This is a genomic window from Microbulbifer sp. ABH2_005 (genome assembly GCF_056160005.1).
Genome location: NZ_JBSWWI010000001.1, coordinates 3,780,925 through 3,803,713 on the forward strand (window position 1 = coordinate 3,780,925; position 22,789 = coordinate 3,803,713).

Sequence of the window (22,789 nt, forward strand, 5' to 3'; positions counted from 1 at the left end):
ACAAACATCAAGGGGCATAGTAAATTTAATGGAATATTTTCAATGATTTCACCTAGACTGCACAGTCCAGCCTGACCAGCTGGTTCTACCACTACTTCAGCTAGACCGAAGGATCATTATTAACTAGTCTTTTTGAGTTTTACCTAAATAGCGATTTGGACGAGTGTCCAACTTAACTGACCCACAGCCATAGGACTGACTTCTATTCCCATACTTGGCGTCTTTAATGCGGCCTAGTCCAGAGAGAAAACACCAACCCTAAAGGGGATTAATAATGATAAAAATTCTCCGTGGTTTACTAACGGCATTTATTGCCTGCTCACTTCTTATCACCTCCTATGCGCAAGCCGAGCCGGGAGATTACAATTTTTGGACCACTCTAAAGCACCTTTTTGACCCTCCTAATGCTGATGAGCCGGTCACCCCTCAGCAGGCTCAGGGCATGTACCCTCTGACCATGCACGACCCTGGTTTTAACGATGATTTCAATCCGAAAGATTTTAATACTTGGCAAAAAGTAGATGTTCCTGCCAGCACTGGCGCCATGTGCGGAAATGGTTCTCCCTATAAATTTTTCGTTTATCGAGTGCCCGATACCAGCAATACCATTTTTTATTTTGAAGGTGGCGGCGCCTGTTGGGACTACGAGAGCTGCTCCGGCCAGGCCGGCATTCGCGGCGCACGAAATCCTAATGGTATCCCCGATGATTATCTCAGTAACGTACACCTCTTAGATTTCACAAACTTCGATAATCTCACTACCGCGGGTGTCTCTCCACTTATTTATACCCACCACCCCTACAACCAGTACAAAACGGGCGAGTGGAACATGGTTTACGTTCCCTACTGTACTGGTGATATTTATGTAGGCGATAAAACCGAGGTATATAAGGATAAGAGTGGTCAGAACTCGGACCTAATTTGGCATCATAACGGCTTGCGCAATGTGCAGGCAGTAACCTCCTGGGTAAAAAATAATTTACAGAAACCCAAGCAAATGCTTGCCGCTGGTTGTAGTGCAGGCAGCGTAGGGGCTCTGTTAAATTACACGAAACTTCGTGAGGATATGAATGTCGACTATGGCTATTTGATAGATGATTCCGGTCCGCTTTACAACGCGCCTTTTGACAGTGATAACAACACTCAGTACCCGTCATTACCGTTACACAACGAAGTGCTTCGCTCCTGGACCACTTACACAACTGATGGAGATCCCACTGAAGAGAACCCCATTAATGCGATAAAGTCGTTTACTCCAGGATTTGACAGCAATCAGCTGGCTTCGATATACCGCGCACTATCGGATAAATTTCCCATGGATCGCCTGGGTATTACACACTTTCTGGCGGACGGTAATTTTTCTTCATACTCCTATGAGCGCTTCTACGAAGATATTTACAACGACCCAGATGCCAACTCTCGTTTAAATAAACTACGCGAACGCTGGCAAAAGGACACCCATGAAAATCTAATACCGCTCTTGGATCAAACCAGTAATTGGGGCTATTACTTCCCAATGTTTCGCAACCTAAACGAAAGCCACTGCACCACGATTATTGATCTTAAATACGGCGAAATCGCCGAGCATGGACTGGAATTAAAAGATTTTCTGAACAATATCGTGAACCACAACGGTGGCGGCATGATCCGCGCCTATGAGACCGACAAAGTCTCCGACTTTGAAAACAACAGTAATTGGTTCTACGACCTAATAGGCCTGTTTATGTAACTCGTATCAGACGTAGCGCAGTGCTGCTGCTGAAAGTACTAAAAGTAGCAGCACTGTTTATTGGTTAGCTACCGTAAACTGTTTCCCGAGCTTCCTGTAGGCGCTGACGCAGATATTCCTGCTTATTCATCCCATTGGGAAAAGAAGTCATTTGCTGAACCTCTTCCACAATAGAGCGCTCCAAATCTTTATAAGTTGAAAAACCTGGTACCTCGGTATGTGGGTCGTATCGGCTGATGACCGACTGAGCCTTCTCCCGATAGAGGTTAAATAATTCTTCTGCGCGCTGTTTGAAATCAGCCTCGTTTAGGCTATTTTTCTCCAGCCAGGCCAGTTTCATCGACAATGCTTCATAGCCGGTCACCCGGTTTTCATTCTCTACCTTCTCGATAGCATCCCAGGCCTCTGAACTGGACAAATTCCCAAGATCCGCAAAATACTCTTTTATTTCCTGCTTTAGCTGCTCTCGATCCAAGTAGGCTTTAACCCGTGGATGGTCCAAGAGTTCCGCCATCTCAGTACTCTCTAACTCTGACCAGGGTATTTTTTCAGAGATATCCTGCGCTAATTGATTGTTTTCCGTTAAAGGCTGTACGAACTGCCGAACTTTCGCCACACTTTTTTTGACATCAATATCGTAATGATCGATGCCCACAACAGCTAGGCTTACTGCACCGGCAAGCAATATCAGTTTTTTCATATTCAGTTACCGAGCAAATTTAAATTTATATGTCGTTATATCGATAACTATATAAGCAGAGAAAATCGAGGGGATGAATGGGAAGGGCGTCCCAGCTGAAGAGATATACGCCAATATCTGTCAAACAGCTGGAAAGTGAATAAAAAGAATCAACTGAGGAGAATTAAACCCAGCTCAAAGGCTGTTCATCGCTCTTCTTGGCGGAACAGGGATCTTTTGAAGTTTTGGGCGCGACATAGCCCACTTGCTGCTCTTTAGACAGATTACGAGTCTCCCAGTTGGCAACTGCCTCGGCACAGAGATTGCGCTGCTCTGCAGTAATAACAACACCATTGGGCCATTTGCCCAACTCAATAGCTCGTCGCAGACTGGCGACAATTTGTGGGTTCAGATTATTTAACAACTGCTCAAAAGACATACAAAATTCTCCCGTATGTACAAAAAAGGCCGGTCTATGACCGGCCTTCCATAGCAAAATTGCTAGCGCAACTTATGCTTCAGCAGCTTCGTCTTCAACTTGTGGACGATCCACCAGTTCAACGTAAGCCATCGGTGCTTTATCACCTGCGCGGAAACCACATTTCAGGATACGGATATATCCACCTGGACGGGCTTCGTAACGGGGACCCAGCTCATCGAACAGCTTGCGCACAGCATCCTTATCACGGATACGGGCAAAAGCCAGACGACGGTTGGCAACACTGTCCTTCTTAGCCAGGGTAATCAGCGGCTCGGCAACGCGACGCAGCTCCTTGGCTTTTGGCAATGTAGTTTTGATCAGTTCGTGCTCTACCAGAGAAGCGGTCATGTTCTTGAACATGGCCTTGCGGTGAGCGCTGGTACGGCTGAATTTACGGCCACTATAGCGATGACGCATGACTCAATTCCTTACGACCACAGTTGCTGTCTCAGCAGGTCGTTCTGGAGCGGTGTCGCGTTAAGCCGTGGCACCGCTCGGGTTCTTTCTACTAGTCACGGCGTCGCCGCGACTACCAAATGCTTACAGGGGGCTTAATTTGCTATCGCCTTTAAGGCTGGCCGGTGGCCAGTTTTCGAGGCGCATACCCAGGGACAAACCACGGGAAGCCAGTACGTCCTTGATTTCAGTCAGAGACTTCTTACCAAGGTTCGGGGTCTTAAGCAGCTCCACTTCGGTGCGCTGAATCAGGTCACCGATGTAGTAGATGTTTTCCGCTTTCAGACAGTTAGCCGAACGTACTGTCAGCTCCAGGTCGTCAACTGGGCGTAGCAATACCGGATCAACTTCAGGCTCTTCTGCCTTCGGTTGTGCGTCCTTCTCACCTTCCAGGTCCACAAATACTGCCAGCTGTTGCTGCAGAATAGTGGCTGCACGGCGAATAGCTTCTTCAGGGTCCAGAGTACCGTTGGTCTCCAGATCCAGAACCAGCTTGTCCAGATCGGTACGCTGCTCTACACGCGCACTTTCTACGCTGTAAGAAACGCGGCGAACCGGGCTGTAAGATGCGTCCAGTTGCAGACGGCCAATCGCGCGGCTTTCCTCTTCCTCGTCACGGCGTGCGTCGGCGGGCTGATAGCCACGGCCACGCGCAACAGTGAGGCGCAGGTTGAGTTCTACATCACCAGTGATATTGGCGATCACGTGTTCAGGATTCACAATCTCGATATCGTGATCTACCTGGATATCTCCAGCAGTCACCGCACCCGGGCCCTTTTTGCTCAGGCTCAATACAGCCTGATCCTTGCCGTGCATAACAACCGCGATTTCTTTCAGGTTGAGCAGGATTTCAATAACATCTTCCTGCACACCTTCAATCGCGCTGTACTCGTGCTCGACACCGTCGATTTCTACTTCGGTGACGGCGCAGCCCGGCATGGAGGACAGCAGGATGCGACGCAGCGCATTGCCAAGAGTGTGGCCAAAGCCACGCTCCAGGGGCTCCAGAACCACTTTGGCGTGATTCTGATTGTACTCGGTGACGTCAATACGACGCGGTGTCAAAAACTCGTTGACAGCAGTCTGCATAGCCATACCTGTTTACAGTTGCATTCCTTAAAGTGAACTAATTGTTACTTGGAGTACAGTTCCACAATAAGGTTTTCGTTGATCTCTGCCGGCAGATCGACACGATCTGGAATGCGCTTGAAAGTGCCTTCCAGCTTGCTCGCGTTTACGTCTACCCACTCGACATCGCCACGCTGGGCAGCGAGGGAAACGGAATTCTGGATACGCAGCTGCTTCTTGGCTTTTTCACGTACAGCAATTACATCGCCTTCTTTAACTTGGTAAGAAGGAATGTTTACAGTAGTGCCATTTACCAGAATCGCCTTGTGGGAAACCAGCTGACGCGCTTCAGAGCGAGTTGAGCCGAAGCCCATGCGGTAAACCACGTTGTCCAGGCGCTTTTCCAGGAGTTGCAGCAGGTTTTCACCAGTTGCGCCTTTCAGGCGAGCCGCTTCCTTATAGTAGTTGCGGAACTGCTTTTCCAGTACGCCGTAGATACGACGAACTTTTTGCTTCTCGCGCAGCTGGATGCCGTAGTCGGACAGACGGCCGCGACCAGCGCCATGCTGACCGGGCTTGGATTCTGCGCGACATTTGGAGTCGTGCGGACGCACACCACTCTTCAGCTGCAGGTCAGTCCCTTCACGACGGGACAGTTTACATTTTGGTCCAATATAACGTGCCATTCTATCAGCCCCCTCTTACACGCGACGTTTCTTGGGCGGACGACATCCGTTATGCGGGATTGGCGTCACGTCGGTGATGTTGGTGATTTTGTAGCCGCAGTTGTTCAGTGCGCGAACAGCGGATTCGCGACCGGGGCCAGGGCCCTTCACTTCTACGTCGAGGTTTTTCAGGCCGTACTCCTGAGCTGCAGTACCTGCGCGCTCAGCGGCAACCTGGGCTGCAAACGGGGTGCTCTTACGTGAGCCACGGAAGCCAGATCCACCTGCGGTGGCCCAGCTGAGGGTATTACCCTGGCGATCAGTGATCGTCACGATCGTGTTGTTGAACGATGCGTGGATGTGGGCAATACCGTCGACAACGGTCTTTTTGACCTTTTTGCGAACAGTAGTTTTTGGCTTAGCCATACCAGTATCCTAAATCCTGTATCAAATCCCCTCGGCTAATCGCCGGGCGGGGCTTGTTAAACCGCGATTTCGCGCCTTGATAATCAGGCTTACTTGCGAATCGGCTTGCGCGGACCCTTACGGGTACGGGCATTGGTCTTGGTGCGCTGACCACGCAGCGGCAAGCTGCGACGGTGACGCAGACCGCGATAGCAACCCAGGTCCATCAAACGCTTGATGTTCATGGATACTTCACGGCGCAGGTCGCCTTCTACGGTAAGTTTTGCAACTTCACCGCGGATGGTTTCGATCTGCTCTTCAGACAGGTCGCGGATTTTGGTGGATTCAGCGATACCAACCGCTGCCAAAATAGACTTAGCCGTAGTAAGACCGACCCCATAAATGTGGGTCAGGGAGATCACGGCGTGCTTGTGGTCTGGTACATTGACACCAGCAATACGTGCCATAGAGGCGTACTCCACGTATTGGGAGTCACTGCTTTATATTAAGTATGTGACTCTACTTTGATTTCGGCGCTGACAGCGACTAAAAAACCGACGGCGCCACCAAAAAGGCGCGCAAGAATAGCTTTTCAGACACCAAATTGCAATAGCCCACGCCCACCACGGCCTCCCGCAGCGGATGTGGACGACAGTCAACGCCCCCTATTGGAGGCCCACCCTTTGGACTGACCTCCCACCACAAAGAAATTCCTTATGGTGTTGCCACTTGTTACGGGGCTGCAACAAGTGACGAATTTTTCCAGCTTCTACAGAGGCGCCCACCGGACGCTCTCTGTAAGGGGCTGGCCCCTATTAGCCTTGACGCTGCTTGTGACGTGGCTCAGCGCTGCAGATTACCCGCAGAACGCCTTTGCGACGTACGATTTTGCAGTTACGGCAGATCTTTTTTACAGAAGCGCGTACTTTCATGACCTTACCTCAATTCAATCAAACTGCGAGCAGGTGACGCACTAGCGACGACCGTAGCTTTGCAGGTTCGCTTTTTTCATCAAGCCTTCGTACTGGTGCGACAGCAGATGCGATTGTACCTGCGCCATAAAGTCCATCACCACTACTACAACAATCAGCAGTGAGGTACCCCCCAGATAGAAGGGAACGTTAAACCCAACTACCAGGAACTGCGGCAGCAGGGATACCAGTGCGATATACACAGCACCTACCAGAGTGAGTCGGGTCAGCACGCTGTCGATATAGCGGGCTGTCTGCTCACCTGGACGAATACCAGGTACATAGGCACCAGACTTCTTCAGGTTATCTGCAACTTCATTCGGGTTGAACATCAACGCCGTATAGAAGAAACAGAAGAAACCAATCAGCAGTGCGAACAGAATAATGTTCAGCGGCTGCCCCGGCCCCAGCTGCAATGCCATCCACTGCAAGATCTGGGCACCAACACCCTCACCACCCTGGCCAAACCACTGTGCCAGCGTCGCTGGGAACAGCAGAATACTGCTGGCGAAGATCACCGGAATAACACCGGCCATGTTCACCTTCAGAGGCAGGTGGCTCGCCTGCGCAGCGGGTGCTGCGGAGTAACGACCGGCCTGACGCCTGGCGTGGTTGATGGTAATTCGGCGCTGACCGCGCTCCATCACCACCACAAAGAACACCACGGCTAGAGCGATAACACCGATGATCAGCAGCATAAGAATATGCAGCTCACCCTGACGGGCCTGCTCAAACGCCTGGCCGATGGCGCCGGGCAAGCCTGCCACGATACCGGCAAAAATCAGCATGGAAATGCCGTTGCCCACTCCGCGCTCAGTGATCTGCTCACCGAGCCACATCATGAATACGGCACCGGTCACCAGTGACGTTACCGCCACAAAGTAAAAACCAAACGCAGGCTCAGATGAGTAAGCCAGGTTCTGCCCTGCCAACCCGAAAGTCATGCCGATACCCTGAATCAGGGCCAACACTACCGTCAGGTAACGGGTGTACTGGTTGATCTTACGCCTTCCGGCCTCCCCTTCCTTCTTCAGAGCTTCCAGAGAGGGAGTCACCGCGCTCATCAACTGCATGATGATGGACGCGGAGATGTAGGGCATGATGCCCAGCGCCAGAATACTCATCCTTTCCAGGGCGCCGCCTGAGAACATGTTAAACAGACCAAGGATGGTTCCCTGGTTCTGATTAAACAGGTTTGACAGCTTTTCCGGATCAATGCCGGGCACCGGAATGTGTGTTCCAAGGCGATAAACTAGTATCGCTAGAAACAGAAAACGAAGGCGAGCCCAAAGCTCGCCCAATCCCTTGCTGTTGCCCAGGGGATTTCCACCGGATCCTGGTCGTGCCATTGGCGCCTCGATTAGTCTTCTATTTTACCGCCAGCAGCTTCGATAGCCGCCTTTGCACCTTTGGTCACTCCCAGACCCTTTACGGTAACAGCTTTAGTCAGCTCACCTGAGAGGAACACTTTGGCGCGTTTAATATGGCTGCCGATGATATCGGCATTCTTAAGCGCTGCCAAATCGATTACGTCACTTTCTACCTTGGCCAGCTCTGCCAGACGTACTTCTGCGGTGAAGCGAGAAACACGAGCGGTAAAACCGTACTTAGGCAGACGCTTCTGCAAAGGCATCTGACCGCCTTCGAAGCCCGGACGAACGCTGCCGCCGGAACGCGCTTTTTGACCTTTGTGGCCGCGGCCACCGGTCTTACCTAAACCACTACCAATACCACGGCCAACGCGCTTGGCGCTGTGCTTGTGGCCTTGTGCGGGAGACAGGTCATTCAAACGCATGTTATTCCCCCTCAACCTTAACCAGGTAGTTTACTTTATTGATCATGCCGCGCACGGAAGGAGTATCTTCCACTTCCACTGTGTGGCCGATGCGGCGCAGGCCCAGACCCGCAACGCACGCCTGATGACTTTTCAGGCGTCCGTTGATGCTTTTGGTCTGGGTGACTTTAATGGTCTTCTTAGCCATGGTCTTAACCCACCAATAACCTTAAATCCGAGCTGTGATTAGCCCAGAATCTCTTCGACTGATTTACCGCGCTTGGCTGCAACATCTCCCGGGCTCTGCATTTGATCCAGAGCTTTGAAAGTTGCACGCACTACGTTCACCGGGTTGGTGGAGCCGTAGCACTTAGCCAATACGTTGTGTACACCGGCCATTTCCAGTACGGAGCGCATGGCACCGCCGGCAATTACACCGGTACCCTGGGAAGCGGGCTGCATGTAAACCTTGGAACCACCGTGACGACCATTGGTAGCGTACTGGATGGTATCACCATTCAGTTCTACCTGGATCATGTTGCGGCGTGCAGCTTCCATCGCTTTCTGAATCGCAACAGGCACTTCACGCGCCTTGCCACGACCAAAACCGATACGGCCATTGCCGTCGCCAACTACGGTCAGTGCGGTAAAGGCGAAGATACGACCACCTTTAACAGTCTTGGCAACGCGATTAACCTGGACCAGCTTTTCCTGCAGGCCTTCGTCGTTGCTTTTGTCTTTCTCTCTAGCCATAACTCAACCCTTAGAATTTCAGACCGGCTTCGCGGGCAGCGTCAGCCAAAGCCTTAATACGGCCATGGTACTTGAAGCCACTGCGATCGAAGGCAACTTCTTCAACACCAGCGGCTTTCGCGCGCTCAGCGATCAGTTTGCCAACCGCGGAAGCGGCATCGGCGTTACCGGTTTTACCTTCGCGCAGGTCCTTGTCCAGGGTAGAGGCGGAAGCCAATACCGAGTTGCCTTCGGCAGACAGGATCTGTGCGTAAATGTGACGCGGTGTGCGGTTCACGGTGAGGCGAACGGCGCCCAGCTCACGGATCTTAGCGCGGGCACGACGTGCACGACGCAAGCGAGATGCTTTCTTAACGTTCATATCTATGCCCTATTTACTTCTTCTTGGCCTCTTTGCGATACACGCGCTCATCGGCATAACGGACACCCTTACCTTTGTAGGGCTCCGGCGGACGGAACGCACGGATCTCAGCGGCCACTTGGCCCAACAGCTGTTTATTGCTGCTCTTGAGTACGATTTCAGTCTGGGATGGTGTTTCCGCAGTCACACCTTCCGGCAACTGATAATCGATCGGATGGGAGAAGCCCAGGGTCAGGTTAACCGTTTTACCGGCGGCTTTCGCACGATAACCTACACCCAGCAACTGCAACTTCTTCTCGAAGCCAGCGCTTACGCCTATCACCATGTTGTTAACCAGTGCACGGGTGGTACCCGCAAGAGCTCTGGCTTGCTTGGAGTTATTGCGCGCGGCAAAAGTCAGCTGGCTGTCAGCCTGGCCAACTTCTACATCACCGTGAATAACCATATCCAGGTTACCGCTACCGCCTTTAACAGCGATGTTTTGACCTTTCAGGTCAACGGTAACACCTGCGGGGATAACTACCGGACTATTTGCTACTCGAGACATTGCGACCCCCGCTTAGAATACGGTGCAAAGCACTTCACCACCGACACCGGCCTGACGCGCAGCGCGATCAGTCATCACACCATTGGAGGTGGAAACGATCGCGATACCCAGACCACCGCGTACGGTTGGCAGAGCTTTTTTACCAGTGTAAGCGCGCAAACCCGGACGGGAAACGCGGTTCAGCTCGGCGATAACCGGTTTACCCTGGAAGTATTTCAGGGCAATGGTCAACTCCGGCTTACTACCTTCGCTTACATTCAAATCAGTAACATAACCTTCGTCTTTCAGGACTTTGGCTACAGCTACTTTCAGTTTGGATGAAGGCATGGTGACTTCCGCTTTTCCGCGTGCCAGGGCATTGCGGATGCGAGTCAGCATATCTGCCAACGGATCTTGCATACTCATTTTATGAGACTCCTCAAATCTGCCTTAAACCAGCTGGTAATTACCAGCTGGACTTCACGAGGCCAGGAACATCACCACGCATAGCGGCTTCACGCAATTTGTTACGGCACAGGCCGAACTTGCGGTAAACGGCGTGGGGGCGACCAGTGATACGACAGCGACGTTGCTGACGTACCGGGCTTGCATCGCGCGGCATTTTTTGCAGCTTGAGTTGAGCCTCCCACTGCTCCTCTTCGGAAGCAGTGGCACTGGCGATGATCGCCTTCAGCTCTTGACGCTTTTCAGCGTACTTAGCTGCGGTTCGAGCGCGCTTGTTTTCACGCGCAATCATGGATTTCTTCGCCATGGAATCCTCTTATCCCTTGAAAGGGAAGTTGAACGCTTTCAGCAGCGCGCGACCTTGATCGTCGCTTGCAGCTGTAGTGGTAATACAAATATCCAGACCGCGGAGCTTGTCTACTTTGTCGTAGTCAATTTCCGGGAAGATGATTTGCTCGGTCACGCCCATAGAGAAGTTACCGCGGCCGTCGAACTGCTTCGGGCTAATGCCACGGAAGTCACGGATACGCGGAATCGCGATATCAACCAAACGCTCCAGGAACTCATACATGCGCTCACCGCGCAGAGTTACCTTGCAGCCGATCGGCCAACCGTCGCGAATCTTAAAGCCCGCAATAGACTTGCGCGCTTTAGTAACGATGGGCTTTTGACCAGTAATTGCTGTCATATCGTTGACAGCGTGCTCCAGCACCTTTTTATCACCAATCGCTTCACCAACACCCATGTTGATGGTGATCTTGGTGATGCGCGGCACTGCCATCACATTCTCGAGACCCAGCTCTTCTTTAAGCTTGGGCGCGAGTTCCTTAGTGTAGAGCTCTTTAAGCTTTGCCATGATCTACCAACCTGCTTTTGCGTCAAGAGCCTTAGATGGCTTCGCCGCTGGATTTGAAGACGCGAATCTTAGTGCCGTCTTCCAGTACTTTAAAGCCCACCCGGTCAGCCTTCTGGGTGTTAGGGTTGAAGATGGCTACGTTGGAAGCCTGAATAGCAGCTTCTTTCTCAACGATGCCACCAGCAATGCCCAGCTGGGGATTTGGCTTTTGGTGTTTCTTGATCATCTGTATGCCGGAAACAATCAGGCGGCCGTCGTTCAGTACTTTACGTACTGAACCACGTTTGCCCTTGTCGCGACCGGCGATAACGATCACTTCATCGTCACGCTTGATCTTGCGCATAACTCTTCTCCGCTCGAGGCTTAGATAACTTCGGGGGCGAGCGAGATGATCTTCATGAACTTCTCACCGCGCAGTTCGCGAGTTACCGGACCAAAAATACGGGTGCCAACCGGCGCCAATTGCTGGTTCAGCAGTACCGCTGCGTTATCGTCAAATTTAATCAGGGAACCGTCGTTACGGCGCACACCTTTTTTGGTGCGAACCACAACAGCGTTCATTACCTGACCTTTCTTTACTTTACCGCGGGGAATGGCTTCCTTAACGGTTACCTTGATAATGTCGCCCACGCCGGCATAACGACGATGGGAGCCGCCCAGCACCTTGATGCACATGACGCGGCGAGCCCCACTGTTGTCAGCTACTTCTAAGTAGGATTCCGCTTGAATCATTGTCTCTCTCCGAAACCTTTCAATTCGGCAGTCAATGCGCTAGGGGTTATACCTTCGCCGCACGCTCTACAATTTTCTGCAAGGACCAGGACTTGCTCTTAGACAGCGGACGAGATTCCTCGATGGTTACAACATCACCGATGTTGCAATCATTGTTCTCGTCATGTGCCTTGAGCTTGGTGGACTTGCTCACAATTTTGCCGTAGATCGGGTGCTTAACACGGCGCTCGATCAAAACGGTGATGGTTTTATCCATCTTGTCACTCACAACCTTACCGGTCAGAGTACGCTTCAGTTTTGCTTCAGCCATGATTAGTTACCTGCCTTCTCGGTCAACACAGTCTTTATGCGAGCAATGTCGCGACGAGTCTGCTTCAGCAGATGAGTCTGAGCCAGCTGACCGGTGGACTTTTGCATACGAAGCTTAAATTGAGCTTCGAGCTGGTTCAGCAGTTCCTGGTTCAGCTCTTCAACTGACTTTTCGCGTAGATCTGCAGTCTTCATTACATCACCGAACGCTTAACGAAAGTTGTTTTTACAGGCAGCTTGGCCGCAGCAAGTGCGAAAGCCTCACGAGCCAGCTCTTCGGACACACCCTCCATTTCATAGAGGACTTTGCCCGGCTGGATCTGAGCTACCCAGTATTCAACGCCACCTTTACCTTTACCCATACGGACTTCGAGGGGCTTATTGGTAATTGGCTTGTCCGGAAACACGCGAATCCAGATTTTACCGCCACGTTTAACGTGACGAGTCATTGCGCGACGAGCCGCTTCGATCTGGCGCGCAGTAATGCGACCGCGACCGATGGCCTTGAGGCCAAACTCGCCAAAGCTCACTTTAGAGCCGCGCTGAGAAAGACCGCGGTTGCGACCCTTCTGTACCTTGCGGAATTTTGTACGCTTTGGTTGCAGCATCTGCGTACCCCTTATTTAGCAGCTTTCTTGCGGGTCTTAGCCGGCTTCTCATCGGGCATTTCGTCACCGATGACTTCGCCTTTAAAGATCCACACCTTGATACCGATGATGCCGTAGGTAGTCATCGCTTCAGCAGTGGCGTAATCGATGTTGGCACGCAGGGTGTGCAGAGGCACACGACCTTCGCGGTACCATTCGGTACGTGCGATTTCCGCACCACCGAGACGACCACTTACCTGAATCTTGATACCTTCAGCGCCCTGACGCATAGCGTTCTGTACGGCACGCTTCATAGCGCGACGGAACATAACGCGGCGTTCCAGCTGCTGGGCAACGTTCTGGCCAACCAGAGCGGCGTCCATATCAGGCTTGCGCACTTCTTCGATGTCGATGTGCACAGGTACGCCCATCTGCGCACTTACGTCGTTGCGCAGACGTTCTACGTCTTCACCTTTTTTACCGATCACGATGCCCGGACGCGCAGTGTGAATAGTCACACGAGCGGTGTTCGCCGGACGTTCGATCTCGATGCGGCTCACGGAAGCGTGGGCCAGTTTTTTGCGAATGTATTCGCGAACTTTCAGATCCGTGTACAGCTTGTCTGCGTACTCGTCGCTGCCGGCATACCAAACAGAGGTATGCTTTTTAACGATACCCAGACGAATGCCGGTAGGATGTACTTTTTGTCCCATGGTTTTCTCGCCTGCTCTCTTATTTCTCGGCCACTTTCACAGTGATGTGACAAGTACGCTTAAGAATGCGATCTGCACGACCTTTCGCACGCGGTTTAATGCGCTTCATGGTCATACCTTCGTCCACAAAAATTGTGGAAACTTTCAGCTCGTCAACGTCAGCACCTTCGTTGTGCTCGGCGTTGGCAATGGCCGACTCCAGTACTTTCTTAACGATCGCCGCACCCTTTTTATTGCTAAATGCAAGAATATCCAGGGCTTCTTCAACGCCTTTGCCGCGAACCTGATCAGCTACCAGTCGCGCCTTTTGCGCCGATAGACGTGCGCCGCGTAATTTTGCTGCTACTTCCATCTTTATAACCTCGGCTTAGCGCTTCTTCGCTTTCTTGTCCGCAGCGTGACCGCGGTAAGTGCGGGTAGCAGCGAACTCGCCCAGTTTATGGCCAACCATTTCTTCGTTAACCAAAACGGGCACGTGTTGACGACCGTTGTGCACGGCAATCGTCAGTCCAACCATTTCCGGCATAATCATGGAACGGCGGGACCAGGTTTTAATCGGCCGACGATCGTTTGCTTCAATCGCCGCCTCCACCTTCTTGATCAAGTGAAGATCAATAAAGGGACCTTTCTTTAATGAGCGTGGCACTGTCGATTCCTCTCTAGCTGCTCAGACACCGCGCGGCTTATTTGCCGCGGCGACGTACTATCATCTTATCGGTGCGCTTGTTCTTGCGCGTTTTCTTACCCTTGGTCGGAACGCCCCACGGAGTAACCGGGTGACGGCCACCAGAGGTACGGCCTTCACCACCACCATGCGGGTGATCTACCGGGTTCATCGCCACACCGCGAACGGTAGGACGAACACCGCGCCAGCGAGCAGCACCGGCTTTACCCAGCTTACGCAGGCTGTGCTCGGAGTTGCTTACTTCGCCCAGTGTCGCGCGGCACTCAGAGAGAACCTTGCGCATTTCGCCGGAACGCAGACGAATAGTCGCGTACTGGCCTTCACGGGCTACCAGCTGTACAGAAGCACCAGCGGAGCGAGCCAGCTGAGCACCTTTACCAGGCTTCAGCTCGATACCGTGAATTACAGAACCCACCGGAACGTTGCGCAGAGGCAGGGTGTTGCCCACAGCAATCGGTGCGGCATCGCCGGACTGAATGGTAGCGCCAGCCTTGAGGCCTTTCGGTGCGATAATGTAACGACGCTCACCATCCGCGTAACAAACCAGAGCGATATGTGCGCTGCGGTTGGGATCGTACTCCAGACGCTCAACTTTAGCCGGAATACCGTCTTTGTTGCGCTTGAAGTCGATTACACGGTAGTGCTGCTTGTGACCACCACCGATATGACGAGTGGTGATACGACCGTTGTTGTTACGGCCACCGCTTTTGCTCTTGCTCTCTAAAAGAGGAGCGTAAGGAGCACCCTTGTGCAGGTCGGGGTTAACAACCTTAACCAGGTGACGACGGCCGGCGGAGGTCGGTTTTGTTTTTACAATTGCCATTGTAACAGTCCCCTTTACTCAGCAGCTTCAAAGTTGATGTCGCTGCCTTCGGCCAGGCGAACGTAGGCTTTTTTCCAATCGCTGCGACGGCCCATGCCGTAGCGGGTGCGCTTGGTTTTGCCTTTTACGTTCACGGTGCGAACCTGCTCAACAGAAACGTTAAACAGTTTTTCAACCGCGGCCTTGATCTCAGCTTTTTCGGCATCGGTGGAAACCTTGAAAACTACCTGGTTGGCACTATCGGCCAGCACAGCAGCTTTTTCGGAAATTACCGGGCCCAGCAGTACTTTGTAGAGTCGCTCTTGGTTCATCCCAGCACCTCTTCAATTTTCTTGAGTGCAGAAACGGTAACCACGACCTTATCAAAGCGAATCAGGCTTACTGGGTCGATCGCCTGCACATCACGGATATCGATTTTGTGCAAGTTGCGAGCGGCCAGGTACAGGTTTTCGCTAACCTCTTCAGTCACGATCAGCGCTTCAGCGAGATCGAACTGAGCCAATTTGCTTACCAGTTGCTTGGTCTTGGGTGCGTCCACATCGAAGGACTCAACCACTACCAGGCGCTCCTGACGAGCCAGCTCAGACAGGATGCAGCGCAGTGCAGCGCGGTACATCTTCTTGTTCAGCTTAACGCTGTGATCGCGCGGATCAGCGGCGAAAGTTACACCACCGGAACGCCACAGCGGGCTGCGGATAGTACCGGCACGCGCGCGGCCAGTACCCTTTTGGCGCCAGGGCTTTTTACCGCCACCGGAAACATCAGAACGATTCTTCTGCGCCTTGGTACCCTGACGAGCGCCAGCCATATAGGCGACAACTGCCTGGTGTACCAGATCTTGGTTGAACTCACGTCCGAAAGTCACTTCAGAGACAGCTACTGTGCCTTTAGCGCCTTCGGGAGTAGCGATATTCAGTTCCATATCTAATTCCCCTCAGACTTAGGCTTTTACTGCCGGACGAACGATAACGTTGCCACCGGGAGCACCGGGAACAGCGCCTTTAACCAGCAGCAGGTTGCGTTCGGCATCAACACGAACTACTTCCAGGTTCTGCACGGTCACACGCTCAGCACCCATGTGTCCGGCCATTTTCTTGCCTTTCCATACGCGGCCAGGAGTCTGGCACTGACCGATAGAACCGGGAGCGCGGTGAGACAGAGAGTTACCGTGGGTTGCGTCCTGAGTGCGGAAATTCCAGCGTTTAACGCCACCCTGGAAACCTTTACCCTTGGAAGTGCCGGTTACGTCAATCTTCTGGCCAGCTTCAAAGCTGCTAACAGTGATTTCAGAACCGATTTCGAAAGTCTCTTCAGAACCGTCAGTGCGCAGTTCGAAAAGATTAGTGCCAGCCTCTACATTGGCTTTGGCGAAGTGGCCCGCTTCGGGCTTGGAGACACGGGAAGCCTTACGGGTACCCACTGCTACTTGAACAGCGGTATAGCCATCGGTTTCCACGGTTTTCACTTGGGTGACGCGATTCGGAGCAACCTCAACAACGGTTACCGGAATGGATACGCCATCTTCAGTGAAGATGCGAGTCATGCCGCTCTTGCGGCCGACAATACCTATAGTCATCTTATTAACCTCTCAGTGCACGGGGCTTTAACCCACTGCGGCCGCCCAGTTTCAGAGCGTTACACTACCCAGACCTTTTTCGCCTGGGGTTCGGTAGTTAGTTAAAAGTGTTTAGCCGAGACTAATTTGGACCTCAACACCGGCCGCCAGATCGAGCTTCATCAGCGCGTCGACGGTTTTCTCGGTAGGCTCAACGATGTCCAGCAAACGCTTGTGAGTACGGATCTCATACTGGTCGCGAGCGTCTTTGTTAACGTGCGGGGAAATCAGTACGGTGTACTTCTCTTTGCGAGTCGGCAGCGGGATTGGACCGCGAACTTGCGCACCAGTGCGCTTAGCCGTCTCTACGATCTCCTGGGTAGACGCGTCGATCAGCTTGTGGTCGAACGCCTTCAGGCGAATTCGGATACGTTGACCCTGCATGGAATCAAACTCCAACTTATGAACTAAAGAACGTCCTTTCTCGCAGCCCCGAGGGCGGGCGAAAAGGAGCGCGAATTCTACGAGCCTCGCAAGAGGCTGTCAACTGTACAGCCTGATCAAATTTCAATCTGCTCAAACTACAATGAAGTACCTTAAGTAAAACGAGGGTACAGCCGTGACTATTGCCGCAAGATTGAGTCAATACTTGAACGACCAATCGGTCGATTACCATCTGATACAGCATCCCCACACAAGTACCAGCCGTGAGAGCGCGCACTCTGCGCATGTGCGCGAAGACCAAGTAGCCAAAGCCATACTACTGAGGGACAAAGAAGGCTTTGTCATGGTGGTTATCCCCGCTAGCAGCAGCCTAGACTTGCGGGCCGTACACATGGAAACCGGCCGCAATGGCCTGGAGATGGTCGCAGAGAATGAACTGGGGTCAGTTTTCCCCGACTGCGAACTGGGCGCCCTCCCCCCCATCGGACAGGCTTATGGCATTACTACTCTGCTAGACAGCGGGCTCAGTCGCTGTGAAACGATCTTTTTTGAGGCGGGAGATCACGAAGAATTGGTGGAAATGAATGGTCCACAATTCAATAAACTGTTTGCCGGGTGCCGAAGTGCCGACCTCAGCAAAGACTGGCCATAACAGTTTTGAGCTCTAAATAGCTCCTTTACAGCAAAGGAGTACCCATTAAGCAAGATGACCCTGTGGTGCAGATCAAATTGAGCACCACAGGGCCTTAATTGGTAGACAGCTCACCTTCACACACTATCGAATTCATCAATGAGCCCCTGGCAAATCCATAGGGTGCGCATCTGAAGCAGTACTACCCCCTACAGACACCTATACAAGGCTTACTGGAGAGAAGACCAGCTGGTAACAGCTCAACTCACAGCGGGCTACAGAGCGCCTTTAGAGGATTTAGCGCACTTGCGATCTAAACAATACAGCCCTGCACTTTACCCAAGACAAACTAAGGCAGCGCGATTCAATATCGCCACCGTAAAAACACACCCAATGAATTTTTACCGTGAAACTCTTATAGACCTAAGAGCCAACCTTAACTTTTTTACAATTGGAAAAGGTTTAGGGATTACGCTGAGCTTGGACAGAAAGCCACTGCGCAGAGCAACCAAAGAAAAGCAAAGAGAAAAGAGAAAAGAGAAAAGGGAAACTTTAAACAAAAAAACCGCAGCGCGTCCGCTGCGGTTTTTTATTTAGATCAAGAGTAACGATTACTCGATGATCTTGGCAACAACGCCCGCACCTACGGTACGACCACCTTCGCGGATAGCGAAGCGCAGGCCGTCTTCCATGGCGATCGGAGCGATCAGGGTAACAACCATTTGAATGTTGTCGCCCGGCATTACCATTTCAGTGCCTTCCGGCAGCTCTACCGCACCAGTTACGTCGGTAGTACGGAAGTAGAACTGAGGACGGTAGCCTTTAAAGAACGGAGTGTGACGACCACCTTCGTCCTTGGACAGGATGTACACTTCCGCTTCGAACTTGGTGTGCGGAGTGATGGAGCCCGGCTTAGCTAGTACCTGACCACGCTCAACTTCGTCACGCTTGGTGCCACGCAGCAGCGCACCGATGTTCTCACCAGCACGACCTTCGTCGAGCAGCTTGCGGAACATTTCAACACCAGTACAGGTGGTGGTGGTGGTTTCGCGGATACCAACGATCTCTACTTCGTCGCCAGTATTGATTACACCACGCTCTACACGACCGGTAACAACAGTACCACGGCCAGAGATAGAGAATACGTCTTCGATCGGCATCAGGAACGGCAGGTCTACCGCACGCTCCGGCTCAGGGATGTACTCGTCCAGGGTTTCTACCAGCTTCTTAACAGCGGTAGTACCCATTTCGTTGTCGTCTTCGCCGTTCAGGGCCATCAGAGCAGAACCAACGATGATCGGAGTGTCGTCACCCGGGAACTCGTACTGGTCGAGAAGTTCGCGAACTTCCATTTCTACCAGCTCGAGCAGCTCTTCGTCGTCTACCATGTCCGCTTTGTTCAGGAATACCACGATGTAAGGTACACCTACCTGACGGGACAGCAGGATGTGCTCACGAGTCTGCGGCATGGGGCCGTCAGCTGCGGAACATACCAGGATAGCGCCGTCCATCTGAGCAGCACCGGTGATCATGTTCTTAACGTAGTCGGCGTGTCCGGGGCAGTCTACGTGCGCGTAGTGGCGAGTCGGGGACTCGTACTCAACGTGAGAGGTAGCGATGGTGATACCGCGCTCACGCTCTTCTGGAGCATTGTCGATACCGTCGAAAGCAACGGCAGCACCGCCCCAAACCTCGGCACATACGCGAGTTAGAGCAGCAGTCAGGGTGGTTTTACCGTGGTCAACGTGACCGATGGTGCCCACGTTCACGTGGGGCTTGGAACGTTCAAATTTTTCTTTTGCCATCTTAGATGTCCTCTAGCTAAAAGTTTGCCAAAGGAACCCCCGGTTTATTTTATTTCCGGGGACCCTTTTGAGCAGAAGTTAATTAGGCTTTGTTCTTGGCGATGATCTCATCGGCAACGTTTTTCGGCGCTTCGGCGTACTTCAGGAACTCCATGGTGTAGGTAGCACGGCCCTGAGTTGCAGAACGCAGATCGGTTGCATAACCGAACATCTCTGCCAGAGGCACTTCTGCGTTTACAACCTTACCAGCGGGGTTGTCTTCCATACCCTGGATCAGGCCGCGACGACGGTTGAGGTCGCCGACCACGTCACCCATGTTCTCTTCGGGAGTAACCACTTCCACCTTCATCATCGGCTCGAGCAGTACCGCACCGCCCACGGAGGACAGTTTCTTGGTTGCCATGGAACCGGCGATTTTAAACGCCATTTCACTGGAGTCCACATCGTGGTAGGAACCGTCGTACAGAGTCGCTTTCAGGCCCAGCAGCGGGTAGCCAGCCAGAACACCGTTTTGCATCTGCTCTTCGATACCTTTTGATACCGCTGGGATATATTCCTTAGGTACTGCACCGCCAACGATCTCGTTAACGAATTCCAAGCCTTCCGCAGACTCGTCTTCGGCGGGCTCGAATTTCACCCAAACGTGACCGAACTGACCGCGACCACCGGACTGACGAACGAACTTGCCTTCGATCTCAGAAGTGTTACGGATCGCTTCGCGGTAGGCCACCTGAGGCTTACCGATGTTCGCTTCAACGTTGAACTCGCGACGCATACGGTCGACGATGATGTCCAGGTGCAGCTCACCCATACCAGAGATAATGGTCTGGCCAGTTTCTTCGTCGGTCTTCACGCGGAAAGACGGGTCTTCCTGGGCCAGCTTGCCGAGGGCAATACCCATTTTTTCCTGGTCCGGCTTGGACTTGGGCTCAACCGCTACGGAGATTACCGGCTCTGGGAATTCCATGCGCTCGAGGACGATCTTGGCGTTTTCGGCACACAGAGTGTCACCAGTAGTCACGTCTTTCAGACCGATCGCAGCGGCGATGTCACCCGCCAGTACTTCTTTAATCTCTTTACGATCGTTGGAGTGCATCTGCACCATACGACCAACGCGCTCTTTCTTCATTTTTACGGAGTTGTATACCGCAGTACCGCTCTCCAACTTACCGGAGTAAACGCGGAAGAAAGTCAGAGTACCAACGAAGGGGTCGGTAGCAATTTTGAACGCAAGAGCGGCGAACGGAGCGTCATCGTCGGCTTCGCGAGTCTCAACGGTTTCACCGTCTTCCAGAGTACCTTCGATCGCCTTTACTTCAGTCGGCGCCGGCAGGTATTCGATAACCGCGTCCAGCATGGCCTGCACGCCCTTATTCTTGAACGCAGAGCCGCCCAGAACCGGTACGATTTCATTGGCCAGGGTACGCTGACGGATCGCTGCCTTGATCTCTTCTTCTGTCAGCTCACCCTCTTCCAGGTACTTTTCCATCAGCTCTTCGCTGGCTTCAGCGGCCGCCTCTACCAGGTACTCGCGCATTTCGTCGCACTCGTCCTGCAGCTCAGCGGGGATGTCAGCGTAGTCGAAGGTCATGCCCTGATCGGCTTCATTCCACAGAATGGCCTTCATTTTCACCAGGTCAACAACACCCTTGAACTCGTCCTCGGCACCGATGGTCATTTGCAGCGGTACGGCGTTCGCGTTCAGGCGGTCTTTCAGCTGGCTCACAACGTTGCGGAAGTTCGCACCGGCGCGGTCCATTTTGTTCACGAATACCATACGCGGTACGTGGTATTTGTTGGCCTGGCGCCAAACGGTTTCAGTTTGCGGCTGAACACCAGAGGAACCACACAGTACAACAACCGCGCCGTCGAGTACGCGCAGGGAGCGCTCTACTTCAATGGTGAAGTCAACGTGTCCTGGGGTGTCAATGATGTTTACGCGGTGCTGGTCGAACTGCTGCTGCATGCCAGCCCAGAAACAGGTGGTTGCAGCGGAGGTGATGGTAATACCACGCTCCTGCTCCTGCTCCATCCAGTCCATGGTTGCGGCGCCTTCGTGCACCTCACCAATTTTGTGGGACAGACCAGTGTAGAAAAGTACGCGCTCAGTAGTGGTGGTTTTACCGGCGTCTACGTGGGCACAGATACCGATGTTACGGTAGCGTGCGATAGGCGTTTTACGTGCCACAGTTGTATCCTCGATATAACGGCAAAAGGCAGCCTGGAAATTTCCGTGCTGCCTTTCGGTATTAATTTCCGATGTTGGTAATCATCAGACTTAGAAGCGGTAGTGAGAGAACGCCTTGTTGGCTTCCGCCATGCGGTGTACATCTTCACGCTTCTTGACCGCGCCGCCCTTGTTTTGAGCTGCATCGATCATTTCATTGGCCAGGCGCTGAGCCATAGACTTCTCGCCGCGTTTGCGGGAGAACTCTACCAGCCAACGCATTGCCAGAGCCGTACGGCGCGAGGGGCGCACTTCTACAGGCACCTGATAGGTCGCACCACCAACACGGCGGGATTTAACTTCCACCATAGGCGCGATGTTTTCCAAAGACTCTTCGAATACTTCGATCGGGTCTTTGTTCAATTTTTCAGAAATAGTCTCAAGGGCACCGTATACGATACGCTCTGCTACTGATTTCTTGCCGCTGATCATGACGTGGTTCATGAACTTGGCCAGGGTGACGTTCCCGAACTTGGGGTCGGGTAGTACTTCGCGCTTGGCGACTACTCGTCTTCTCGGCATGGGTATTGCCTCTCTTCAGGGTTATTCTGAGACGCCGCCGTAAAACCTTACAATCCGGCGAGCTCAGCCTTACTCCGGTTGGAAACCGAAACGCAAATCGTTAAAGGAGATTAACCTTTAGGACGCTTGGCGCCGTACTTAGAACGGCCCTGCTTGCGGTCGTTTACGCCGGCACAGTCAAGTGCACCGCGTACAGTGTGGTAGCGCACACCCGGCAGGTCTTTTACACGACCGCCGCGAATCAGTACCACGCTGTGCTCCTGCAGGTTGTGGCCTTCACCACCGATGTACGAAGTTACTTCGTAACCGTTGGTCAGACGCACACGGCAAACCTTGCGCAGTGCGGAGTTCGGCTTTTTCGGTGTAGTGGTGTACACACGAGTGCAAACTCCACGACGCTGCGGGCTAGCCTGCAGAGCGGGAACGTCGCTTTTTTCGACTTTGCGTTTTCTCGGCTTACGAACCAACTGGTTGATCGTTGCCATTAAAAATCACTCCAAAAATAAAATGCCCCCACCTCTGAAAGTGAGGGCCTGTCGTCTGTGTGTAGCGCCGACCCAGAGGTCG

The 22,789-nt window shown here is 52.7% G+C and carries 37 protein-coding genes; 3 read left to right on the forward strand and 34 right to left on the reverse strand.

Annotated features, from left to right (window positions below):
• The first annotated feature begins 274 nt into the window (after positions 1-274).
• Positions 275-1,729, forward strand: coding sequence for a pectin acetylesterase-family hydrolase (locus ACXAFI_RS16345; protein WP_444920953.1), 1,455 nt, complete (start codon positions 275-277; stop codon positions 1,727-1,729).
• 64 nt (positions 1,730-1,793) lie between these two features.
• Here the strand turns inward: ACXAFI_RS16345 and ACXAFI_RS16350 are convergent, their stop codons facing one another.
• The 30 genes from ACXAFI_RS16350 to rpsJ form a co-directional block, all read right to left on the reverse strand.
• Entirely contained in the window at positions 1,794-2,429 is a 636-nt protein-coding gene (locus ACXAFI_RS16350) for a hypothetical protein (RefSeq protein ID WP_475109649.1), read from the reverse strand.
• A 163-nt stretch (positions 2,430-2,592) separates the two neighbouring features.
• The gene (locus ACXAFI_RS16355; protein WP_475109650.1) at positions 2,593-2,847 is read right to left on the reverse strand and encodes a YeaC family protein; all 255 of its coding nucleotides are present in this window, start codon (positions 2,845-2,847) and stop codon (positions 2,593-2,595) included.
• A gap of 72 nt (positions 2,848-2,919) precedes the next feature.
• Positions 2,920-3,306: a 50S ribosomal protein L17 gene (rplQ, locus tag ACXAFI_RS16360; protein ID WP_152451171.1), complete on the reverse strand. Its 387-nt coding sequence runs from the start codon at positions 3,304-3,306 to the stop codon at positions 2,920-2,922.
• Positions 3,307-3,429: 123 nt separating this feature from the next.
• Positions 3,430-4,434, reverse strand: coding sequence for a DNA-directed RNA polymerase subunit alpha (locus ACXAFI_RS16365; protein WP_152451169.1), 1,005 nt, complete (start codon positions 4,432-4,434; stop codon positions 3,430-3,432).
• A gap of 44 nt (positions 4,435-4,478) precedes the next feature.
• Positions 4,479-5,099 (reverse strand): 30S ribosomal protein S4, encoded by a 621-nt coding sequence (gene rpsD / locus ACXAFI_RS16370; RefSeq protein ID WP_152451167.1) that lies wholly within the window; start codon positions 5,097-5,099, stop codon positions 4,479-4,481.
• Positions 5,100-5,114: 15 nt separating this feature from the next.
• Positions 5,115-5,504 carry a 30S ribosomal protein S11 gene (gene rpsK / locus ACXAFI_RS16375; protein WP_020411406.1) on the reverse strand — a complete coding sequence of 130 codons (390 nt, stop codon included), beginning with the start codon at positions 5,502-5,504 and terminating at the stop codon, positions 5,115-5,117.
• A gap of 89 nt (positions 5,505-5,593) precedes the next feature.
• Positions 5,594-5,950 carry a 30S ribosomal protein S13 gene (gene rpsM, locus ACXAFI_RS16380; protein ID WP_152451165.1) on the reverse strand — a complete coding sequence of 119 codons (357 nt, stop codon included), beginning with the start codon at positions 5,948-5,950 and terminating at the stop codon, positions 5,594-5,596.
• 348 nt (positions 5,951-6,298) lie between these two features.
• A complete protein-coding gene (gene rpmJ, locus ACXAFI_RS16385; RefSeq protein ID WP_010133825.1) occupies positions 6,299-6,415 on the reverse strand; it encodes a 50S ribosomal protein L36 in 117 nt (38 codons plus the stop codon).
• Positions 6,416-6,456: 41 nt separating this feature from the next.
• Positions 6,457-7,803, reverse strand: coding sequence for a preprotein translocase subunit SecY (secY, locus tag ACXAFI_RS16390; RefSeq protein WP_020411404.1), 1,347 nt, complete (start codon positions 7,801-7,803; stop codon positions 6,457-6,459).
• Between the two features lie 11 nt (positions 7,804-7,814).
• Positions 7,815-8,249 carry a 50S ribosomal protein L15 gene (gene rplO, locus ACXAFI_RS16395; protein WP_020411403.1) on the reverse strand — a complete coding sequence of 145 codons (435 nt, stop codon included), beginning with the start codon at positions 8,247-8,249 and terminating at the stop codon, positions 7,815-7,817.
• Between the two features lies 1 nt (position 8,250).
• The gene (rpmD, locus tag ACXAFI_RS16400) at positions 8,251-8,436 is read right to left on the reverse strand and encodes a 50S ribosomal protein L30 (RefSeq protein ID WP_020411402.1); all 186 of its coding nucleotides are present in this window, start codon (positions 8,434-8,436) and stop codon (positions 8,251-8,253) included.
• Positions 8,437-8,474: 38 nt separating this feature from the next.
• Entirely contained in the window at positions 8,475-8,981 is a 507-nt protein-coding gene (gene rpsE, locus ACXAFI_RS16405; protein ID WP_152451163.1) for a 30S ribosomal protein S5, read from the reverse strand.
• 10 nt (positions 8,982-8,991) lie between these two features.
• The gene (rplR, locus tag ACXAFI_RS16410) at positions 8,992-9,342 is read right to left on the reverse strand and encodes a 50S ribosomal protein L18 (protein WP_152451161.1); all 351 of its coding nucleotides are present in this window, start codon (positions 9,340-9,342) and stop codon (positions 8,992-8,994) included.
• A 13-nt stretch (positions 9,343-9,355) separates the two neighbouring features.
• Positions 9,356-9,889, reverse strand: coding sequence for a 50S ribosomal protein L6 (gene rplF / locus ACXAFI_RS16415; RefSeq protein ID WP_152451159.1), 534 nt, complete (start codon positions 9,887-9,889; stop codon positions 9,356-9,358).
• Positions 9,890-9,901: 12 nt separating this feature from the next.
• Positions 9,902-10,294 carry a 30S ribosomal protein S8 gene (gene rpsH, locus ACXAFI_RS16420; RefSeq protein WP_152451157.1) on the reverse strand — a complete coding sequence of 131 codons (393 nt, stop codon included), beginning with the start codon at positions 10,292-10,294 and terminating at the stop codon, positions 9,902-9,904.
• Positions 10,295-10,334: 40 nt separating this feature from the next.
• Positions 10,335-10,640, reverse strand: coding sequence for a 30S ribosomal protein S14 (rpsN, locus tag ACXAFI_RS16425; RefSeq protein WP_152451155.1), 306 nt, complete (start codon positions 10,638-10,640; stop codon positions 10,335-10,337).
• A 9-nt stretch (positions 10,641-10,649) separates the two neighbouring features.
• On the reverse strand, positions 10,650-11,189 hold the full coding sequence (gene rplE, locus ACXAFI_RS16430) for a 50S ribosomal protein L5 (protein ID WP_152451153.1): 540 nt from the start codon (positions 11,187-11,189) through the stop codon (positions 10,650-10,652).
• 31 nt (positions 11,190-11,220) lie between these two features.
• Positions 11,221-11,532: a 50S ribosomal protein L24 gene (rplX, locus tag ACXAFI_RS16435; protein ID WP_152451151.1), complete on the reverse strand. Its 312-nt coding sequence runs from the start codon at positions 11,530-11,532 to the stop codon at positions 11,221-11,223.
• Between the two features lie 20 nt (positions 11,533-11,552).
• Complete coding sequence (gene rplN / locus ACXAFI_RS16440) at positions 11,553-11,921, reverse strand: 50S ribosomal protein L14 (protein ID WP_020411394.1); 369 nt, start codon at positions 11,919-11,921, stop codon at positions 11,553-11,555.
• A gap of 46 nt (positions 11,922-11,967) precedes the next feature.
• A complete protein-coding gene (gene rpsQ / locus ACXAFI_RS16445; RefSeq protein WP_152451149.1) occupies positions 11,968-12,231 on the reverse strand; it encodes a 30S ribosomal protein S17 in 264 nt (87 codons plus the stop codon).
• Between the two features lie 2 nt (positions 12,232-12,233).
• Entirely contained in the window at positions 12,234-12,425 is a 192-nt protein-coding gene (rpmC, locus tag ACXAFI_RS16450) for a 50S ribosomal protein L29 (protein WP_020411392.1), read from the reverse strand.
• Positions 12,425-12,838 (reverse strand): 50S ribosomal protein L16, encoded by a 414-nt coding sequence (gene rplP, locus ACXAFI_RS16455; protein WP_020411391.1) that lies wholly within the window; start codon positions 12,836-12,838, stop codon positions 12,425-12,427. Before rplP ends, rpmC begins: the two co-directional genes overlap by 1 nt.
• An 11-nt stretch (positions 12,839-12,849) precedes the next feature.
• Positions 12,850-13,530: a 30S ribosomal protein S3 gene (gene rpsC, locus ACXAFI_RS16460; RefSeq protein WP_152451147.1), complete on the reverse strand. Its 681-nt coding sequence runs from the start codon at positions 13,528-13,530 to the stop codon at positions 12,850-12,852.
• Positions 13,531-13,549: 19 nt separating this feature from the next.
• Positions 13,550-13,882, reverse strand: a complete 333-nt coding sequence (rplV, locus tag ACXAFI_RS16465; protein ID WP_020411389.1) for a 50S ribosomal protein L22 — start codon at positions 13,880-13,882, stop codon at positions 13,550-13,552.
• Positions 13,883-13,897: 15 nt separating this feature from the next.
• Complete coding sequence (gene rpsS, locus ACXAFI_RS16470; protein ID WP_020411388.1) at positions 13,898-14,176, reverse strand: 30S ribosomal protein S19; 279 nt, start codon at positions 14,174-14,176, stop codon at positions 13,898-13,900.
• Between the two features lie 37 nt (positions 14,177-14,213).
• Positions 14,214-15,038: a 50S ribosomal protein L2 gene (gene rplB, locus ACXAFI_RS16475; RefSeq protein WP_152451145.1), complete on the reverse strand. Its 825-nt coding sequence runs from the start codon at positions 15,036-15,038 to the stop codon at positions 14,214-14,216.
• A 14-nt stretch (positions 15,039-15,052) separates the two neighbouring features.
• On the reverse strand, positions 15,053-15,349 hold the full coding sequence (rplW, locus tag ACXAFI_RS16480) for a 50S ribosomal protein L23 (protein WP_152451143.1): 297 nt from the start codon (positions 15,347-15,349) through the stop codon (positions 15,053-15,055).
• A complete protein-coding gene (rplD, locus tag ACXAFI_RS16485) occupies positions 15,346-15,960 on the reverse strand; it encodes a 50S ribosomal protein L4 (protein WP_152451141.1) in 615 nt (204 codons plus the stop codon). The genes rplW and rplD overlap by 4 nt, the downstream gene beginning before the upstream one ends.
• Positions 15,961-15,978: 18 nt before the next feature.
• Positions 15,979-16,614, reverse strand: coding sequence for a 50S ribosomal protein L3 (gene rplC, locus ACXAFI_RS16490; RefSeq protein ID WP_152451138.1), 636 nt, complete (start codon positions 16,612-16,614; stop codon positions 15,979-15,981).
• Between the two features lie 111 nt (positions 16,615-16,725).
• Positions 16,726-17,037: a 30S ribosomal protein S10 gene (gene rpsJ / locus ACXAFI_RS16495; RefSeq protein ID WP_010133849.1), complete on the reverse strand. Its 312-nt coding sequence runs from the start codon at positions 17,035-17,037 to the stop codon at positions 16,726-16,728.
• A gap of 175 nt (positions 17,038-17,212) precedes the next feature.
• Here rpsJ and ACXAFI_RS16500 point away from each other — a divergent pair, with 175 nt between their 5' ends.
• Both ACXAFI_RS16500 and ACXAFI_RS16505 read left to right on the forward strand, forming a co-directional pair.
• On the forward strand, positions 17,213-17,689 hold the full coding sequence (locus ACXAFI_RS16500) for an aminoacyl-tRNA deacylase (RefSeq protein WP_152451136.1): 477 nt from the start codon (positions 17,213-17,215) through the stop codon (positions 17,687-17,689).
• Positions 17,690-17,974: 285 nt separating this feature from the next.
• Positions 17,975-18,265, forward strand: a complete 291-nt coding sequence (locus tag ACXAFI_RS16505; protein ID WP_475109651.1) for a hypothetical protein — start codon at positions 17,975-17,977, stop codon at positions 18,263-18,265.
• A gap of 14 nt (positions 18,266-18,279) precedes the next feature.
• On the opposite strand, the gene tuf is transcribed toward ACXAFI_RS16505, so the two are convergent.
• The 4 genes from tuf to rpsL all read right to left on the reverse strand — a co-directional run bounded on the left by tuf (position 18,280) and on the right by rpsL (position 22,707).
• Positions 18,280-19,473, reverse strand: coding sequence for an elongation factor Tu (tuf, locus tag ACXAFI_RS16510; RefSeq protein ID WP_444920948.1), 1,194 nt, complete (start codon positions 19,471-19,473; stop codon positions 18,280-18,282).
• A gap of 82 nt (positions 19,474-19,555) precedes the next feature.
• Positions 19,556-21,661 carry an elongation factor G gene (fusA, locus tag ACXAFI_RS16515; RefSeq protein ID WP_444920949.1) on the reverse strand — a complete coding sequence of 702 codons (2,106 nt, stop codon included), beginning with the start codon at positions 21,659-21,661 and terminating at the stop codon, positions 19,556-19,558.
• Positions 21,662-21,751: 90 nt separating this feature from the next.
• Positions 21,752-22,222, reverse strand: coding sequence for a 30S ribosomal protein S7 (gene rpsG / locus ACXAFI_RS16520; RefSeq protein WP_152451131.1), 471 nt, complete (start codon positions 22,220-22,222; stop codon positions 21,752-21,754).
• Between the two features lie 110 nt (positions 22,223-22,332).
• Positions 22,333-22,707 carry a 30S ribosomal protein S12 gene (rpsL, locus tag ACXAFI_RS16525; protein ID WP_067150990.1) on the reverse strand — a complete coding sequence of 125 codons (375 nt, stop codon included), beginning with the start codon at positions 22,705-22,707 and terminating at the stop codon, positions 22,333-22,335.
• Positions 22,708-22,789: the final 82 nt, after the last annotated feature.